This is a genomic window from Flavobacterium suaedae (assembly GCF_014642915.1).
Lineage (GTDB): Bacteria > Bacteroidota > Bacteroidia > Flavobacteriales > Flavobacteriaceae > Flavobacterium > Flavobacterium suaedae.
The window spans coordinates 201,948-219,235 of record NZ_BMJE01000006.1 but is presented as its reverse complement, the minus strand read 5'-3'; the positions used below and the strand labels follow the sequence as shown (position 1 = coordinate 219,235).

The 17,288-nt window shown below is 34.9% G+C and carries 18 protein-coding genes; 5 read left to right on the top strand and 13 right to left on the bottom strand.

The genetic code is table 11. From position 1 onward, the window contains the following. Nucleotides 1-487: 487 nt before the first annotated feature. Nucleotides 488-3,358 carry a S8 family serine peptidase gene (locus tag IEW45_RS12445; RefSeq protein WP_188621580.1) on the top strand — a complete coding sequence of 957 codons (2,871 nt, stop codon included), beginning with the start codon at nt 488-490 and terminating at the stop codon, nt 3,356-3,358. A 69-nt stretch (nt 3,359-3,427) separates the two neighbouring features. Here the strand turns inward: IEW45_RS12445 and IEW45_RS12440 are convergent, their stop codons facing one another. Next, a complete protein-coding gene (locus IEW45_RS12440; protein WP_188621579.1) occupies nt 3,428-4,663 on the bottom strand; it encodes an ABC transporter permease in 1,236 nt (411 codons plus the stop codon). Nucleotides 4,664-4,668: 5 nt separating this feature from the next. Here IEW45_RS12440 and IEW45_RS12435 point away from each other — a divergent pair, with 5 nt between their 5' ends. Next, entirely contained in the window at nt 4,669-5,943 is a 1,275-nt protein-coding gene (locus IEW45_RS12435; protein ID WP_188621578.1) for an exo-beta-N-acetylmuramidase NamZ family protein, read from the top strand. Nucleotides 5,944-6,037: 94 nt separating this feature from the next. Next, nucleotides 6,038-6,253 carry a hypothetical protein gene (locus tag IEW45_RS12430; RefSeq protein WP_188621577.1) on the top strand — a complete coding sequence of 72 codons (216 nt, stop codon included), beginning with the start codon at nt 6,038-6,040 and terminating at the stop codon, nt 6,251-6,253. Between the two features lie 57 nt (nt 6,254-6,310). Here IEW45_RS12430 and IEW45_RS12425 read toward each other — a convergent pair whose 3' ends face one another. After that, nucleotides 6,311-6,802 carry a YkgJ family cysteine cluster protein gene (locus IEW45_RS12425; RefSeq protein WP_188621589.1) on the bottom strand — a complete coding sequence of 164 codons (492 nt, stop codon included), beginning with the start codon at nt 6,800-6,802 and terminating at the stop codon, nt 6,311-6,313. Nucleotides 6,803-6,849: 47 nt separating this feature from the next. On the opposite strand from IEW45_RS12425, the gene IEW45_RS12420 reads away from it, so the two are divergent. After that, entirely contained in the window at nt 6,850-7,560 is a 711-nt protein-coding gene (locus IEW45_RS12420; RefSeq protein ID WP_188621576.1) for a class I SAM-dependent methyltransferase, read from the top strand. Here the strand turns inward: IEW45_RS12420 and IEW45_RS12415 are convergent. From IEW45_RS12415 to IEW45_RS12365, 11 genes are all read right to left on the bottom strand, one after another. Continuing rightward, nucleotides 7,548-7,955, bottom strand: coding sequence for a DUF2059 domain-containing protein (locus IEW45_RS12415; RefSeq protein ID WP_188621575.1), 408 nt, complete (start codon nt 7,953-7,955; stop codon nt 7,548-7,550). The two genes, IEW45_RS12420 and IEW45_RS12415, sit on opposite strands and share 13 nt — an antisense overlap. A gap of 5 nt (nt 7,956-7,960) precedes the next feature. Beyond that, a complete protein-coding gene (locus IEW45_RS12410; RefSeq protein WP_188621574.1) occupies nt 7,961-8,305 on the bottom strand; it encodes a DUF2059 domain-containing protein in 345 nt (114 codons plus the stop codon). Nucleotides 8,306-8,447: 142 nt separating this feature from the next. Beyond that, entirely contained in the window at nt 8,448-8,849 is a 402-nt protein-coding gene (locus tag IEW45_RS12405; RefSeq protein ID WP_188621573.1) for a DUF2059 domain-containing protein, read from the bottom strand. Nucleotides 8,850-8,865: 16 nt separating this feature from the next. Further along, complete coding sequence (locus IEW45_RS12400; RefSeq protein ID WP_188621572.1) at nt 8,866-9,498, bottom strand: 7-carboxy-7-deazaguanine synthase QueE; 633 nt, start codon at nt 9,496-9,498, stop codon at nt 8,866-8,868. 95 nt (nt 9,499-9,593) lie between these two features. Beyond that, nucleotides 9,594-11,288 (bottom strand): tetratricopeptide repeat protein, encoded by a 1,695-nt coding sequence (locus IEW45_RS12395; RefSeq protein WP_188621571.1) that lies wholly within the window; start codon nt 11,286-11,288, stop codon nt 9,594-9,596. A 47-nt stretch (nt 11,289-11,335) separates the two neighbouring features. Beyond that, nucleotides 11,336-12,268 (bottom strand): PstS family phosphate ABC transporter substrate-binding protein, encoded by a 933-nt coding sequence (locus IEW45_RS12390; protein WP_188621570.1) that lies wholly within the window; start codon nt 12,266-12,268, stop codon nt 11,336-11,338. A gap of 12 nt (nt 12,269-12,280) precedes the next feature. Beyond that, on the bottom strand, nt 12,281-12,508 hold the full coding sequence (locus IEW45_RS12385; protein ID WP_188621569.1) for a DUF485 domain-containing protein: 228 nt from the start codon (nt 12,506-12,508) through the stop codon (nt 12,281-12,283). A 16-nt stretch (nt 12,509-12,524) separates the two neighbouring features. Beyond that, nucleotides 12,525-13,358, bottom strand: coding sequence for an energy transducer TonB (locus tag IEW45_RS12380; protein ID WP_188621568.1), 834 nt, complete (start codon nt 13,356-13,358; stop codon nt 12,525-12,527). 27 nt (nt 13,359-13,385) lie between these two features. Then, on the bottom strand, nt 13,386-13,952 hold the full coding sequence (locus IEW45_RS12375; protein ID WP_188621567.1) for an ExbD/TolR family protein: 567 nt from the start codon (nt 13,950-13,952) through the stop codon (nt 13,386-13,388). A 21-nt stretch (nt 13,953-13,973) separates the two neighbouring features. Beyond that, nucleotides 13,974-14,621, bottom strand: a complete 648-nt coding sequence (locus IEW45_RS12370) for an ExbD/TolR family protein (protein WP_188621566.1) — start codon at nt 14,619-14,621, stop codon at nt 13,974-13,976. 80 nt (nt 14,622-14,701) lie between these two features. Then, a complete protein-coding gene (locus IEW45_RS12365; RefSeq protein WP_188621565.1) occupies nt 14,702-15,544 on the bottom strand; it encodes a MotA/TolQ/ExbB proton channel family protein in 843 nt (280 codons plus the stop codon). 456 nt (nt 15,545-16,000) lie between these two features. On the opposite strand from IEW45_RS12365, the gene IEW45_RS12360 reads away from it, so the two are divergent. Continuing rightward, nucleotides 16,001-17,281, top strand: a complete 1,281-nt coding sequence (locus tag IEW45_RS12360) for an NAD(P)/FAD-dependent oxidoreductase (protein ID WP_188621564.1) — start codon at nt 16,001-16,003, stop codon at nt 17,279-17,281. The last annotated feature ends 7 nt before the right edge of the window (nt 17,282-17,288 follow it).

Here is a 17,288-nt window from a genome sequence, read left to right as displayed (position 1 = left end):
TAAGCGGGTGCAAATGTAATACTCTTTTTGGCTTTTGCAACTGTTTTGCTAAGGTTTTTTTAACCTTTTTTTAATCTTTTAGCTCAACTTGTTGATTTACCTAATATTAGATGCTGAAGTTTTTTTTGTTGTTTTTATACAAGCTCAAAAATCCTATAGTAAACAGCTTTTTCATTAAAAAGATAAGAATACTCTCAAATATATATTACATAACAATATAAATGTTAAATATTTTAAGTTAAATATGTGTTAATAAGCATTTTAAAGTCTTAAATCAATGATTTTAGATATAAATTTATACTGCTTTTAGTATAAAAAGTTCTTCCTTTTATATTATTACCCTGATTTAATTTTAGTTTTTTACTATGACATATAAATACGTAATAATATCTTCTTTTAGTTTTTTAAAACTTACTTCTGCTCACCCTCCTTGAGGTGATTTCTCGCTATTCATCCACAAAAAAATTATTAACATAAATTATACATTATGAAAAAATTACTATTCATCGTGGTTTTAATGGTATTTGGTCTTTCCAACGCCAATGCTCAAAACAATAATTATTACTATTATAATGGACAAAAAATACCTTTAACATTAAATAAGCAATTTTTAAACATTACAACTGAAACAGATTTTAATACTGATGCATTAAGAAAACTTGGGTTTACAGCTATTAATGTACACGAGGACAACTCGGGAAACAAACCTCAAAAGTTCATCCAACTTCAATTTGAGTCTATGCCTGACGATAATGCATATGCAAAAACAGTGCAGGCTTTAAGGGCTGTTAAAAATGTAAAGCATGTTGCTCCTTACTTTGAGAGGGGTGATGCTAAGCCAATAGGTACTTCTAATTATTTTTATGTAAAGCTTAAAAATGAAGGCGATTATTCTACTTTAAAAAGGACTGCCAGAAAACTTGATGTGGAAATTGTAAAGCAGGTGCCTAATATGCCTTTATGGTATATTCTTTCTGTAGAGGCGCAAAAACCTATTACTTCTGTGCAGGCTGCTAACTTAATATATGAGACTAATAAGTTTGCGGACATTGATCCTGCTTTTGTTTTCAACTTTAAGCACTCTTGTACTAACGACCCTCAGTTTGGTAGTTTATGGGGTCTTGAAAATTCTACTAATCCTAATATTGATATTAGTGCCTGCGATGCCTGGACTGTTACAGAAGGGCAAGGTGTTAACGTGGCTATACTTGACCAAGGTATTTATAAATCTCATAATGATTTAGCTGCAAACATTCATTCTTCCAGTTTTGATTGTAATTCAGGTACTTCACCAAGTGTATATAGTGGTGGAAGTCATGGTACTCACGTAGGTGGGACTGTTGCGGCTGTTAAAGATAATAATTTACAGGTTGTAGGTGTAGCTCCTCAATCAGAGTTAATGAGTGTTAGTCACACTTTGGGTTTAACCCCTAATGTTTCGGCTGAACTTGCAAGTGGTATGAACTGGGCTTGGCAAAACGGGGCTGATGTTATTAATAATTCCTGGGGAGACCAAGGTGGTGCCTTCTACGGTCAGTTACAAAGTGCAATACTTGAAAATGCAATAATGAATGCCATAAATCTTGGTAGAGGCGGTAAAGGTACGCTTGTTGTTTTTGCTGCAGGTAATTATGGTGGTTCAGGTGCTGTAATTGATTACCCTGGTAATTTCCATCAAGATATTGTTACGGTGGGTTCCATAACATCATCAGGAACTCGTTCCGCTTTTTCCGGATATGGAGGTATGCTTGATGTTGTTGCTCCGGGAAGTAATATTCTTTCAACCATACCTACTAATGGTACGAGTAGCATGAATGGTACTTCTATGGCTGCACCACATGCTACAGGAACAATTGCTCTTATACTTTCGGTAAACAACTGCTTAAGTGGTGCACAAGTAAGAGATATATTGGAAACTGCTACTAAAAAAATAGGTGGTTATACCTATAGTGCAACTCCCGGAAGAAACAATGGTGTATGGAATAACCAAATGGGGTATGGACTTATAGATGCTTATCTTGCTCTTAAAATAGCTATTAACACCTATGGTTATGGCGCAGGTTTAGATCTATACACAAAAGATTCTGCTGCTGACACAGGAATTGAGCCAAATACTGTTACAACTCAATTATGGCGAAGTCCTGATATATGGGTAAGACAAAATGCGGATAATGGTTTAACACACCAAAATCCTGAGTATAGCTCTGTAGGAAATCCTAACACTGTATATGTAAGAGTAAGAAACAGAGGTTGCCTTACTTCTACAGGTACTGAGAAGGTACGGTTGTACTGGACAAAAGCCGGAACATCGGTGCAATGGCCTACAAGCTGGAACGGAAGTACATTTGGTGGAGGACAGTTAAGAGGTGATGAAATTGGGGCGGTTACTATACCTCCTTTAGCACCTAATCAGGAGGTGATACTTTCTGTACCGTGGGTAGTACCTAACCCTGCCGATTACAATTCTATTACTCCTAATGACAAATGGCACTTCTGTCTATTAAGCAGAATTGAAGCATCGGGCGACCCTATGACATACCCTGAAACAGCAAGCCATGCGTATAATGTAAAACAGAATAATAACATTGCATGGAAAAATATTTCAATTGTTGACTACTATGCAGATCCGGGACCTGTAGATCCGGGACCTGTAGAAGTGGAAATTGGCGGTGCTGTTGTTGTTGAAAACTATTCAGAAGAACCTCAAAGGGTTATACTTCAGTTATTACCTGATGAAGAAAATGTAGAAGAAAATGAAGCAATAGGAAATCCTTCTATTTTTGAGCAGGCAGAAGTGAGAATCAAAATGAACGAAGCTCTAGTTGAAGCTTGGGCAGCAGCCGGACAGGAAGCTGAAGGTATTGAAATGATGGATAATGGCGAAGGTGTTATATATGGCGATTTTGCTCAGATAGTGCTGGAACTGCAACCTGAACAAACAGGAATTATGGCGTTACGATTTAATTTTGAACCCGGACAAGAAGTTGAAGAAGCACGATATGTTTATCATGTAGTGCAGCGGGATGCGGAATCAGAAGAAGTTACAGGTGGAGAAACTTATATAATCAACACCCATAACGGAAGTCCTGATGAAGCGGAGGAAGGAAACTTTATAGAAACAATGTCTCCTAACCCTGCATCTGATGAAGTTACTGTTTACTACGGATTAAATAATGCTGAATACGCACAATTAGTATTCTACGGAAGTTATGAAACCAACGAAGTGATGACGGTAGAAATTGATCCCGGCAGTAATGAAACGAGTGTAAATATTAGCGACCTGGCTAACGGTTATTATACTGTAGCATTGGTAGTGAATGGTGATATTAAGGATACTAAATTCCTTCTTAAAGAATAGAGACTAAAAATCAATAATTTAATATAGTTAAGTAAATTAAAAGCCCATACAATTGTATGGGCTTTTTTATTAGTCGAACCTTAGGGCTTTTACAGGTGATATTTTTGTAATTATATAAGATGGTATAAGTAGCAGCAGTAAGCACACTATTGCAGTGCCTGCATTTATCAGTAATATTGCAGGAACATCAATAGTTACCGGTGCTACGGTTACATAATAGTTTTCGGGTGGTAGTTTTATTACTTTAAAATACTTTTGAATTAAAATTAATGCTAAACTAATAGCATTACCCCAAAGCAAACCTTTTATAATAAGGTAGGATGCGTTATACAAAAACACCTTTCGCATACTCCAGTTATTAGCTCCGAGTGCTTTTAGCATGCCTATCATTTGGGTACGCTCTAATATTAATACCAATAATGCTACTACCATATTTATGGTACCTACTACTACCATTATTATTATTATGAGGAATATATTAAAGTCAAAAAGTTTTAACCATTCAAAAATGGTATAATATTTCTCTGATATGGTCCTGCTGTTAAGTGTAGAAGGAATGGCGTTATATACTTCGAATCCTTTTTTCTCTAACTCATCAAAATCATCTATAAAAACTTCAAAAGAGCCTACTTCGCCATTTCTCCATTTATTAATGCGCTGTATATGGCGAATGTCGCCTATTACATAAGTAGCATCAAATTCCTGAAACCCTGAATTGAAAACGCCAACCAACTCAAAAACTCTCATGTTGGGCATACTATTAGCATCTTCCTTCATAAAAAAAGTATTGAACTTATCTCCTACTTTTAATTTTAACCTTTTAGCAAGGTATTCAGAAAGTATAACTTCATTATTCAGTTTATCCTGTAGGTTGGGTATTCTGCCCGATGTTATATATTCTTTTATATCATTCCAACGGTAATCTTTTCCTACTCCTTTAAATATAATACCTTCTACAGATTCTTCTGTACGGATAATTCCTGCCTTTGACACTATGCCTTGTATATGGCTTATGCCTTCTACAGATTTAAACTCAGGATAAAAATCTTGTTCTATAGGTATAGGAGACACGCTAACTTCAGACATATTATCATCATAGTTTGATATAATGATCTGTCCGTTAAACGCTGATACTTTTTCACGTATTTTATCTTGCAGCCCCACACCTGTTGCAACAGCAATTATCATCATCATAACACTAATAGCAATAGCAATAATTGCTATTTTTATTATTGGTGCGGATATGCTACTTTTATGGTTCTTGGCAGTAACCAGCCTGCGGGCAATAAAATATTCTAAATTCAATTGATATGGTATCTTATTCTTTGTTCAAAAATACATTTTTATTCTCACTTATATTATTAGCTGCTTGCGGAAATTCTGTAAAAAATGAAAAGTCGTTAGCCATTAGCCAAGAGAACAGAGGTAATATAATTACACAAGAAAATAAACCTATAAAAACAGGAGCTGAAAACTACGAGGCATATTTACCTTTACTGGAAGGTAAAAAAATTGGAGTGGTTACTAACCAGACAGGTACTATAGTGGTTACTGACACGACATTTTCCAATTCTTCGGAAACTACAATACAGTATCGCCGTGAAAGTATTGTTGATTTTTTAATAAGTAAAGAGGTTAACGTAAAAAAAATATTCGCGCCGGAGCATGGTTTTCGCGGAACTGCCGATGCGGGAGAACTGATTAAAGACGGTAAGGATACCCAAACCGGACTGCCAATAATTTCGCTTTACGGCAATAATAAAAAACCAAAGCCCGAACAACTGGAGGGTATAGACATAATGGTTTTTGACTTGCAGGATGTAGGCGCACGTTTTTACACCTATATATCATCATTACATTATGTAATGGAAGCTTGTGCTGAAAACAATATTCCACTTATAGTATTAGACAGACCTAACCCGAATGGCGGAATTGTAGATGGTCCTATATTAGAAAAAGAGCATAAAAGTTTTGTAGGCATGCACCCTATACCTGTTTTGCATGGCATGACTATAGGTGAATATGCTAAAATGATAAACGGACAAGAGTGGCTTAACAATGGCATACTTTGCCAGTTAACTGTAATACCTTGCCTTAACTACAGTCGTGATACGGAATATCATATTCCTGTTAAACCCTCCCCTAACCTACCGAATGATCAATCTATTGCTTTATACCCTAGCCTTTGTTTTTTTGAAGGTACTAATGTGAGTGTTGGCAGGGGGACTGATATGCAGTTTCAGGTATATGGCTCACCATATCTACCTAAATCAGGATTTAGCTTTACCCCACAACCTAACGAAGGAGCAAAGAATCCTTTGTATAACGGAGAGGTTTGCTATGGTGTAAACCTTACACAAGCAAAAAAACCAAAACAGTTAGAATTAAAGTGGTTATTAAATGCATATGCGGTTACACAAGAAAAGTCAAAATTCTTTAATAGCTTTTTTACTAAACTAGCCGGCACTACTACCTTGCAAAAACAAATAGAGGAAGGGAAAACAGAGGAAGAAATAAGAAAAAGCTGGGGTAACGGACTAAAAGATTTTAAAGCTATGCGAAAAAAATATCTTATTTATGATTAGTTCCTAATTACACAGATTCTTAATGTTATTACAAAGTTTTTCTTTGTATGTAGTACTTTTTGTAATTTCATCATGTAAATAAAAAAGCAGCGCTATGAATATTCCTGAAACAATAAATAAAGTAATTGACTATATACTTGGCTTTATACATGAAGTAAAAGATTATATAGAAGATGTTATTGACTTTTTAGATTTTATTAAAGATAAAATTGACGAACTTTTAGATTATATAGAAGTTAAAATGCAATGCATACAAGGTATAATAGAAGAGTTAAAGCATTACGGCGGAACTGAAGAAGCTGCCGCTTAACTCTATCCTTATTTTAAGTAAATAAAAGCAAGTGATTATGCCAAATGTAATCACTTGCTATTTTATAGTTTTTTTCATTTCCTCCACAATATTATAAGCCGCAGGACAAATAGCAACATTTTTAAGTGTTAAGTTACTTATCTGTTGAAATTTCTTCCTATCTGTATGCGGAAACTCGCGGCATGCTTTCGGGCGAACATCATAAATCATGCAGTAGTTCTCACTATCTAAAAAAGTACAAGGAACTTCCTGCAAAACATAATCGTTGTCTTCGTCAACACGTAAATATTGGTCAATAAACTGCTGTGGCTTTAATCTGAAGTGTTTTGCTATACGCTCAATATCAGCATTTGTAAACAACGGCCCTGTAGTCTTACAGCAATTAGCACAAGTAAGGCAATCTGTCCTTTCAAACTCCTCTTCATGTAATTCCTGCATAATGTAGTCCATGTTTTTAGGAGCCTTCTTTTTTAGCTTTGCAAAAAACTTTTTGTTCTCGTTATGCTTATCTTTGGCAAGCTTTGGAAGCTGTTTTAAAAAATCGTCCATCATGGTTTACATTATCATCTTTCAAGGCGTAAAAGTACTATAAAAATATGAAAGACCTTTTCGGCAAAGCCATACTGGATTACCAAACCAATAACAATCCGCAAGATCTTATTACAGAAACATCAATCTCCGAAGAAGATGAAATGAATGTTGCTTATTTATTCAGAGATTACAATAATATGCCGAAACTGGAGCAAAAAGCCCTGCAAATGGCTAAAGGGAAAGTGCTTGATGTGGGCTGTGGTGCCGGTAGCCATAGCTTATACCTGCAAAATGAAAAAAAACTGGATGTTACTGCTGTTGATATATCTGCTAATGCTATAGAAGCGTGTAAATTACGTGGCGTAAACAAAGCTATCACTCAGGATGTAATGAAAATGGAAGGTGAAAAATTTGACACTATCTTATTTTTAATGAACGGTGCGGGTATGTGTGGCAGGCTGAATAAAATTTCTGATTTTTTACAGCAAATAAAATCGCTTTTAAATGATGGCGGGCAGGTTTTACTTGACTCTTCTGATATTATATATATGTTTGACGAGGATGAAGATGGCGGACGCTGGATTCCTACTGATAATGATTATTATGGCGAAGTAGTTTTTAATATTAGTTACAAAGGTGAACACGAAGAACCTTTTAACTGGATGTATATTGATTATAATACTTTACAAAATGCTGTTATAGCCAACGGATTGCAATGCGAATTAGTTATGGAAGGACCTCATTATGATTATTTAGCTAAACTTTACTGCCTTTGATAATCACCATGCATTAATTTGGATCTAACTTCCATATAATCATCAATCCATTCGCTGTAAGCTTTTTTAGCAACATCAATAAACCCTTGGTTATTATTAAGTACTTTTTTACCCAATTCTGAATCATAAAATTGAGTAATTTCTTTAAGTTCTTCTTCTGTATACCTTTCTTTAAAGTACTTTTTAATATCGTTTAAATATTCAGGAGTCATCGCATCAAATTCTTTTATGAATTGTTCTTCATGCTGAGGCTGCACCCACATTTTTTCATACTCCTTTTCCAATTCTAAAAAGTAATTCACATCTAAATTCTTAATCAGCAGTTCCACTTCTTTATTTTGAGCCTGCAGTGAAACCGAAACCAAACATAGTATTATTATAACAATCCGTACCATAAATGCTACTTATCTTTTTTTATTTCTTTTACTCTTGCATTAAGGTCATTATTTGGTAGTAAATTTCCATGTAATAATTCTCTTTGGTCAGCCATTAGCTTTTTACCTGCAGGAGAATCATAAAAACTCAGCAATTGATCTATTTCATCTTCAGTATAGTTTGCTTTGTAATATTCTTGGAGTTTTTTGTAGTAGTTAAATACTATTATATCAAATTCTTTAGAAAATGCTTCCCTTTCAATATCCAGCACATCATACAACATTAATTCTTTTATACCCTCTAAACGCTCTGTATCAGTAGTGATTGAAATTAAGCTGTGTATTTTCTCGTCTATTTGGGCATTCGCCACAGAAAAACAGAATAGGAAACATAGGGATAGTAAAATAGCCTTCATTTTAGGAATGCTTTAAATTGGAAACTAAATATAAACAAAAAGCCCTAAAATTATATTTCAGGGCTTTTGCTATTACAATTCTATTTTATCAATCTTATTATTGATATTTCATAAGTATACTTTGTAGCTCCATTGTCCATTGCTGTATTGCAGGCATTGTAGACTCTGTAAGTTTTGGTAATTTATCAGCAAGTTTTTTACCCGCAGGCGATTGGTAAAACTTAATCATCTGCTTAACTTCATCGTGAGTAAATTCTTTCAGATAAAAATCTTTTTGAGCTTCAAGAATTGGTTGTATAGAAGCTTCAAACTCTTTAGAAAACTCTTCTTGTTTGTCAGCAGGAACCATGCTTATAACCTGCTTTTTAGCTACTTCAATCTGTGCCATACCTCCTGAAACTTCAAGTAGCGTTTTAACGTCGGCTTTAAAAGCATCACTCTGTGCAAAAGTAAAGTTTGCCATAAGAATGAAAGCTGCCGCTAATAGTAATTTTTTCATGTTCTACGATTTAAATTTATGGTATATTTAAGTATTTATGTGTTTGTAAAGATACACGCCATTTCGGATTATTCATAACATAATCTACAATAAGTGGTGTAACTTGCTCTCTTTTACTCCATTCCGGCTGCAGGAAAAGTATAGCATTCTCATTTACCTTTTCTGCCTGCTCTTCAGCAAATAAAAAGTCGTGCTTATTATATATAATAACCTTTAACTCATGTGCTGTATCATAAGCCTCCTGAACAGGTAACTTTGTTTTTTTAGGAGAAAGGCAAAACCAGTCCCAATGTCCCGTTACAGGATATGCGCCTGATGTTTCAATATGCACATTTAAACCTTTCTCTTTAAGTTTTGTAGTTAAAGGGTTCATATCCCAGGTTAAAGGCTCCCCTCCTGTTACTACAATAGTTTTAGCATTTTTAGCTGCATTTTCTACTATAACATCAGTATTTGTTGGCGGATGCAACTCGGCATTCCAGCTTTCCTTTACATCGCACCAGTGGCACCCGACGTCACATCCTCCTACACGAATAAAATAGGCAGCAGTACCGGTATGAAAGCCTTCTCCCTGTATAGTATAGAATTCTTCCATTAAAGGGAGCATTTCTCCTTTATCTACTGCTATTTGTATTTCTTTCTTCAACATCTTTATAAAAATAGGCTGCAAAGATACATATTAATATCAAGGCAATAAAAAAACCGCTGCACTATGGCAGCGGTTATAAATATAATTTAAATGGTTTATTCCAAACCTTCTAACTGCTGCTTAGCATACTCGTTCTCAGGGTCAAGTTCAAGTGCTTGTGTAAAGTATTCTTTTGCTTTTTCTTTATCAAGTACCTGGTAGTAAGCTCCTGCATTTTCATATGCTTCTATTAGCTTTTTCTTGTTTTCCTCAACTGATTCAGCTCCTGCTTCAGTTACAATTCTTATATACTCATCATAAGCTTTTGCCATTTCAGCATAGGCTTCTTCAGACTTCATAAATTGGTTAATTCTCGCTTTGAAAAGGAAAGCATCCTGAGCATCAGGTGAAAGTTCAATTACTCTGTCTAATGCTTTATCAGCCACTTTTAATCTTTCAATATTTTCTGCTCTGTCTTCTTCCGATTTGTTTACGTGATCGTAGTAAACTGAATAAGCAAGATAAAAGTTATCATAAAATGCATTTCTGTTATCAGGGTTTTCAGCTGCAACTTCAAATACTATTGAAGCAGGACCGTATAATCGCTGACCGAATAGCTTTTTACCAATAGCGTTAAACTCATTAGTAATTTCTATATCCATTTCGGCTGCTTTCTTAATGTCTTCTATAGCTCCGTTAAACATTTCCTCGTCACTAACAATTGAGTTTCCTTCGGCATCAGTGCTAATTGTAGAAGCTAGTTTTGCTAAACCTAAGTAAAGGTAATCCCTTGCAATAAGTCTGTCATCTTCAACTTTAGACATAAACTCATTCATTGCTTTCATACTCGCCTCATAGTTACCATTTTCATAAGCTGAATATGATAGATAACGCAGTATTCTTGGGTTAACTTCATCAAGTTCCTGCATTTTTTTAGCCTCTTCTTCAAGCGCTTTATAATCTCTTGCCAGTACTAAAAAGTCTGCATATCTCATACGAGAGTTTAACGAGTAATCAGTTAACTCCATATACTTTTTATAATAGTCCAGTGCCTTATTTATGTACTGGTCATATTTAGAAGTATCAGTATTAGCCCACAGGTAATATGTTTCTGCCAGCTCTCTGTATGCAGGACCATAGTTAGGGTCTGCTGATAAAATATTTTCAAAAGCACTTACAGCCTCAGGGAAAGCTGCTCTTGTATTTTTTGTAATCACACCTAGTTGTAATTTAGCTCTAAGTAATGAACTATCCAGCCTAAATGCGTTACGGTATGCTTTATACGCCTCGCTATAGTTTTCATCGCCTACATAAGCATCTCCCAATGCTAAATAAGCTTTTGCATACTCATCATCTTTTTCAATTGCTTTGTTAAGAAACGATATAGCTTTCTTGTAGTTAGCATTATCTGACTCGATGTAAGCACGCCCTATATAAACAAGCTGCTCTACATCTCTTCTTCTAAGCTCATCTTCTACTGCTTTAAGCTGAGTATCTGCCGCAGCAGTATTGCCTTCATTTAGTTTAATGTGTGCTAAACCAATAAGGTTGTACTCTTCATCCTTTTTTACTCCTTTACCTTTATTAAAGTACATAGCAGCAGAGTCTTTCTCTTCCTGCTTAAGGTAAACATCTCCTAAAAGAAAATAGTTTTTCCCTTCATCAGGGTTTTCTTTAATAAGAGATTTTAAAATTGATTTCGCTTTTTGATATTTCTCAGCATCAATTGCCTTTTTTGCACCTTCGGCATCCTGGGCATTCGCCACACCGAAAAACAATAACGATAAACCAACGTATTTCAGTTTGTTCATTTTAGTCATTTTATTATTCTTTAATTATATATAATTTTTAAAATATATTACCATTCATTCCTTATCTCAATGTCTCTGGTAGGCGTTGTAACAGGCACTAAACCCGATTTTAATACTATACGCTGACCATCCTCTGCACTGGCATATATTGCAAAACCTGTGCCCAGACCATCTTTACCCTGATAATTTAACACATATAGTGTTCTTGTTAAAGGGTATAAACCTGCTGCAATATTGCTTTGAGAAGGCTTGAAATATCCTTTTTCTGCATCTTTTTTAGCATTAGTATTATTAACTGCTAAAACTTTAACGCTATCTATATAAGGCTTTACTTTTACAGGTGGTTGTACAAGCCAGTTTACACCTATAACACCTATTGCTCCTTTGTTATCATTTATATACTTTAAAACCTCTTCATTGGTTTTAAAAGCATATACTTTTTCCTGTGGCACTTCTTTAACTCCTGCTTTGTCTAATAGGTGTTCTAAAATACTTGATTTAGCATTATCGAACACCAAGCTCTTTATATTGGCTGAATTGTCACCTTTTAAAACTTTATATACTTCTTCAAGCTCTATTATCGAGTCATTAGAAGTTTGATTAGTTATAAAAGCAATTGCATCAACAGCAAAGGCTGTAACTTCAGGTTCAACATTTTTATCTCTAAAATATTGCTCTTCTTTTTCAGTAAGCTTTCGCGACATTACAGCAACCTCGGTTGAATCACTCAATAAAGCTGCTATTACGTCATCTTGAGGCTTATTTACCTGTTTAATTTCTGTTCTTTGATAACGACTCTGAAAAACCGCAAGCTCATCTTCTACTATTGGCATTATACTATTATCAACATATATGGTAGTATAACCCGTAGTAAAAGTCTCTTCAATTTCTTTAGGGTTTTCGTTAACTGTTTTATCACCTTTACAAGATGATAAAAACAACACAACAAAAAAAGCAAAAATATTAAACCTGTAATTCATAAACTTTAAAGATTAACGCCTCCTTAACAAACGAATAAAACGTATAATAGAATATACTATCAATACTATTCCGAAAGCCAGTCTGCCGTTATAGGTAATATTTAAAGGAAGGTCTTTCCAAAAAATAATCATAAGCCCTAAAGCTAAATAGAGTAAAAAAAAGACTAATCCTAAAACAAACAGAAATCGCTGTTGTAGCGATTTCTGTCGTTCATATTGAGGTTTTCTGTCTCTAAGCATTACTATATAATCTTGCTTAAGATCTAATATTAATAGTTATAGGAAGATTGTATGAAGCTCTTACCGGTTTACCGTTTTGTATACCAGGACTCCATTTTTTCTTCATAGATCTAAGTACACGCTCAGCCTCTTTACCAAGACCGTAACCAGGGTCTCTAAGAACCTTGATACCTGTCATAGATCCATCTTTTTCTACAACAAAAGAAACATAAATTCTTGCAGTCATATCCTGATCAATATCCGGAATTCTGAAGTTTCTGTTTACATAGTTATAGAATTCTGTCATACCACCCGGATATTCCGGCTGTACCTGAAGACCTGCAGAGTTGTATACTGCATTGTCAGGTGCTTCAACACCTTTATCTAAATCTCCTGATGGTTTACCAATGTTTATATCACCTGTCGGGCTGGCTTCCGCGTTTCTTGAACTCGGGTCAGCTTCTTTAAATTGCTCCGTTTTTGGTGGATCTTCCGGAACTTCTTCCTTTTTAGCAGCTTCAAGAGGCTTAAACTTAACTTCTTCCACTACTGATTTAGGTGCCTGATATACCTCCTCCTGCACTGGTGGCGGTGGCGGTGGTAATTCAGGTTCCGGTGGTGGTGGCGGTATGTCTACCACCTCAATTATTTTATCTACATCATCCTTTTTATCACCTTTTTTAAGGTTATCACCCAACCAACTTGATATTTTAGGGCTTGATATTGCAGTCACAAAAAGAATGATACCAATAATCAATGCTCGAACGGTTGTTTTAGGACTATCAGTACGAAGTTTATAGGCTCCATACTTTTTATTACGTCCTTCAAACACCATGTCTACCCATTGCTTTTTGAATATGTTATTTGACATAGTTATATTTTTTAGATTCGCAATAGATTAGTATAAACCTTTCTCTTGCAACAATTCAACTTCCGGATCTGTAATATCACCTATAGCATAAAGCTGTGGGTGTGTTATAGCCATTTCATCAAGTATATCTACAAGGTTTTTGTAGTTAGCTTTATCGCTGGCTTTTATATTAACAATTAAGCCTTCATCAGGTTTACCTTCTCTCGCTGTTATTGCATTAGCTCTTGCTATTTGCTTTAATAAAATCTGACGTATACCATCTTTACCAAACTCTGCTTGTTCCGGCTCTACAATATACTCTCCAAATTTACCTACGTACCACAATAAAGTATTGTCTTTACCTATAAGAATAGTCATCAAACGAGACTCATCAATTTTCAGTACGTCTTCAGGTGTATCTTTTTTAGGATCTTTATCCGGCATTGCCAAAGGCATAGATTGCGGCTTAGATAACGTTGTGGTAAGCATAAAGAAAGTAATTAAAAGGAATGCTAAATCCACCATTGCCGTAAGGTCAACAGCAGGATTCATTTTTTTACTCCTTACTTTGCCGCCTTTGCCACCGCCATCGCCGCCAGTATTTAATTCTGCCATTTTATAATATCTTTTTTCTTATTAGAAATCTTCGTTTCGTAAACCAGTTACAAGAAAAAATCTGTTTTTCTTCTGTTCCTGTAGTATATCAATTACCCTTTTTACAGTTGGGTAATCTTCTTCCGCATCACCTTTAATTGCAATATCAAGGTCTTTATATTCTTCTACTTCTTCGCCACTTGCAATTTTTTCATCTAAAATAGCTCTGTTAGCTTCACGGGCTTGTTTTACCCAGCTCCCTAACTGATTATTTACAGTATCAAAAGGAATACCTTTTTGAATATTGTCACTATTTCTTTCAGAAGCTTCCATAGCTAAAAGCCCTTTTAATTGATTTAAAGGAACCCCAAAGCCTTGCAGGTTACCAAAAGCCTCATACTCTTCCTCTGTAAAAGCAACATTGTATTCGCTAGATATACGCTTTAGCGTTTCTATTCTAACTTCTTTACCAGGGATATTAAAGTATGCCTGCCCGTCTCCCACTGTTATAACAGCTACTTCCGGCGGAAGTTTTTCTATTACAGTAGAGTTAGGAGTATCTACAGGGTGTGGCTCTGGCTGTTTTGCAGTAGCAGACATAATAAAGAACGACAATAGTAGGAACGCCACGTCACACATAGCGGTCATATCTATCCTTGTGCTCTTTTTAGATACTTTTACTTTAGCCATTATATTTTTAGTATAAAGCAGAAAAGGGATTTTTAAAAATCATTATTCTGCATGATTTATATTTTAACTTAAAACTCTAATTATGCGTTGTTAGCACGAGCTCTGAAACGTCTGTACGTTTGAGTGATTGTGAAACCAGCCTCATCTATAGAGTAAGTTAATTTATCAATTTTAGATGTAAATGCGTTGTATGCAATTACCGCTACTGTAGAAGTAGCAATACCTGTAGCAGTGTTAATAAGTGCTTCAGAAATACCGTTTGCAAGTGCAGCAGAGTCAGGTGTAGAACCAGCACCCAGTGCAGAGAACGCCTTAATCATACCTGTTACCGTACCTAACAGACCTGTTAGTGTACCAATAGATACAAGTGTAGAGATAACTACAAGGTTTTTCTCCAGCATTGGCATTTCAAGAGAAGTAGCTTCTTCTATTTCCTGCTGTATAGCAGCTTCAGCTCTTTCACTATCAAAACCTTCTCTTTTCACTTCTTCATATTTTACTAAACCAGCTTTTATAACGTTAGCAACTGTACCTTGTTGCTTGTCACACTCAGCCATAGCTTCGTTAATGTTACCTGCTGCAATTTGAGTTTGTACTTTTTGAACGAAAGCCTCAACGTTACCTTTACCTTTAGCTTTGTTAAGAACAAACAGACGCTCGATTGAAAATACTATCGACATTAAGAATAACCCCATAAGTACCGGTACAACGTATCCTCCTTTATATACCATTGCAAGGTAGTTACCTGGTTTTGGGTGTCCTTCAGGATCACCGTGCTGGAAATTTGAAGGGTCTCCCATTACATATTTCCATACAAGTGCAGCGGTTACAAGACATAGGATTATAGCGAGACTTGCAAATAAATTAGACCCCTTAGATGATCCACCTTTTTTTTCAACCTTCTGAATAGATGCGTTTGCCATTTTCTAAAAAATTTAGTTTTTGATTTTTTTTAAATAATAGTTTCGTGTTGTTTAACAACTTATTAATATAAGATTGGCAAATTTAATTTTTTAAGCAATAAAAAAAAATAAAAAAAAATATTTTGTCCGTTATTAACAGTAATTTATTACTGATGTAGGAAAACGTTTTCATTACAAATGCCTGTCTTTTTCACAATAAATTATTTTTTACAACAAGAATCCACTATTAATTAAGAATGTTATTAATTTAAAATAGATTATTTATAAATAACATAATTATACAATAATTATTGTGCAAGCATTATATTTTTTATTCACCCCCTTATTTTATAACTAATTTCACATAATCACGCTATCATATCGGTAAATTTGTATAGTATACACTGTACTATTTTCTCAATTCTTTAATTAAAAGGCAGTAAGAATAAGAAATTGTATAAAAAATCAGCAGGAAAAATGGAAAGAGAAACGCAAAAAACAATAGTAATTGCCGGAGCAGGGTTTGCAGGTTTAAGGCTTGCAATGGAGTTAAAAAACACTGATTACAAAGTTTTAATTATCGACCAACATAATTATCATCAATTTCAACCATTGATGTATCAGGTTGCTACTGCAAGGCTGGAACCTACAAGCATATCTTTCCCATTACGAAAAATATTTCAAGAGTATAAAAATACCACAGTAAGAATTGCGGAGATAACACAAGTTAACCCAGATACAAAAACATTATCAACTTCTATTGGTAATTTCAGTTATGACTATTTGGTGCTATCATTTGGCACGCGTACTAATTATTTTGGGAATGAAGGGCTACAAAAATATGCTTACCCTATGAAATCTGTTCCCGAAGCATTACAATTAAGAAACCACATCCTGCAAACTTTTGAAGATTCTATTAAAGCTGACCCTAAAGCCCTTGAAGCTATGCTGAATTTTGTAGTAGTAGGCGGAGGTCCTACAGGGGTAGAACTTGCCGGGGCATTAGCTGAAATGAAAAAAAATGTATTACCGAAGGATTATCCCGATATGGATTTCTCTGATTTAAAAGTATACTTGTTGGAAGGACTGCCAAATACTTTAAACAATATGAGTGATGCTTCTAAAAAGAAATCACAGGAGTATTTGGAAGATTTAGGTGTTATTGTAGAGACTAACACTATGGTTGAAAGTTATGACGGTGAAACGGTACAACTTAAAGGCGGTAGAGAATTAAAATCTAAAAATGTTATATGGGCTGCAGGGGTTACCGGTAAAAGACTAAACGGAATTCCTGAAGAAGCTTTAGTTAGGGGAAATAGGATAAAGGTTAACCGCTTGCATGAACTTATTAATACTCCTGATATATATGCCATAGGCGATATAGCATACATGGAAACCGGGGATTTCCCTAAGGGACACCCTCAACTAGCCAGCGTTGCTATAAGCCAAGCAGTGCACCTTGCTGAAAACTTTAAATTAAAACTAAAAGGGAAACCTCTTAAGTTTTATGAATATAAAGATAAAGGAAGCATGGCTACTATAGGTAAAAGAAAGGCTGTAGTAGATTTACCTCAATTTAGTTTTCAAGGCAGATTTGCATGGTTCTTTTGGATGCTGGTACATATAATGCTTATACTAAACCTTAAAAATAAATTAGTTATTTTTATAAACTGGGTTATGAGTTACTTTACAAATGACTCCACCTTAAGAGTAATTTTAAAACTACCTAAAGGAGAAGAAAAAGTTAAGGAAGTATAAGTTTAGC

What these genes read in the sequence shown, in the direction of transcription:
- IEW45_RS12415 (WP_188621575.1), bottom strand. Translation starts at nt 7,955, where the DNA reads ATGGTACGGATTGTTATAATAATACTATGTTTGGTTTCGGTTTCACTG.
- IEW45_RS12445 (WP_188621580.1), top strand. Translation starts at nt 488, where the DNA reads ATGAAAAAATTACTATTCATCGTGGTTTTAATGGTATTTGGTCTTTCC.
- IEW45_RS12365 (WP_188621565.1), bottom strand. Translation starts at nt 15,544, where the DNA reads ATGGCAAACGCATCTATTCAGAAGGTTGAAAAAAAAGGTGGATCATCT.
- IEW45_RS12425 (WP_188621589.1), bottom strand. Translation starts at nt 6,802, where the DNA reads ATGGACGATTTTTTAAAACAGCTTCCAAAGCTTGCCAAAGATAAGCAT.
- IEW45_RS12370 (WP_188621566.1), bottom strand. Translation starts at nt 14,621, where the DNA reads ATGGCTAAAGTAAAAGTATCTAAAAAGAGCACAAGGATAGATATGACC.
- IEW45_RS12420 (WP_188621576.1), top strand. Translation starts at nt 6,850, where the DNA reads ATGAAAGACCTTTTCGGCAAAGCCATACTGGATTACCAAACCAATAAC.
- IEW45_RS12405 (WP_188621573.1), bottom strand. Translation starts at nt 8,849, where the DNA reads ATGAAAAAATTACTATTAGCGGCAGCTTTCATTCTTATGGCAAACTTT.
- IEW45_RS12375 (WP_188621567.1), bottom strand. Translation starts at nt 13,952, where the DNA reads ATGGCAGAATTAAATACTGGCGGCGATGGCGGTGGCAAAGGCGGCAAA.
- IEW45_RS12430 (WP_188621577.1), top strand. Translation starts at nt 6,038, where the DNA reads ATGAATATTCCTGAAACAATAAATAAAGTAATTGACTATATACTTGGC.
- IEW45_RS12395 (WP_188621571.1), bottom strand. Translation starts at nt 11,288, where the DNA reads ATGAACAAACTGAAATACGTTGGTTTATCGTTATTGTTTTTCGGTGTG.
- IEW45_RS12435 (WP_188621578.1), top strand. Translation starts at nt 4,669, where the DNA reads ATGGTATCTTATTCTTTGTTCAAAAATACATTTTTATTCTCACTTATA.
- IEW45_RS12360 (WP_188621564.1), top strand. Translation starts at nt 16,001, where the DNA reads ATGGAAAGAGAAACGCAAAAAACAATAGTAATTGCCGGAGCAGGGTTT.
- IEW45_RS12400 (WP_188621572.1), bottom strand. Translation starts at nt 9,498, where the DNA reads ATGTTGAAGAAAGAAATACAAATAGCAGTAGATAAAGGAGAAATGCTC.
- IEW45_RS12380 (WP_188621568.1), bottom strand. Translation starts at nt 13,358, where the DNA reads ATGTCAAATAACATATTCAAAAAGCAATGGGTAGACATGGTGTTTGAA.
- IEW45_RS12385 (WP_188621569.1), bottom strand. Translation starts at nt 12,508, where the DNA reads ATGCTTAGAGACAGAAAACCTCAATATGAACGACAGAAATCGCTACAA.
- IEW45_RS12390 (WP_188621570.1), bottom strand. Translation starts at nt 12,268, where the DNA reads ATGAATTACAGGTTTAATATTTTTGCTTTTTTTGTTGTGTTGTTTTTA.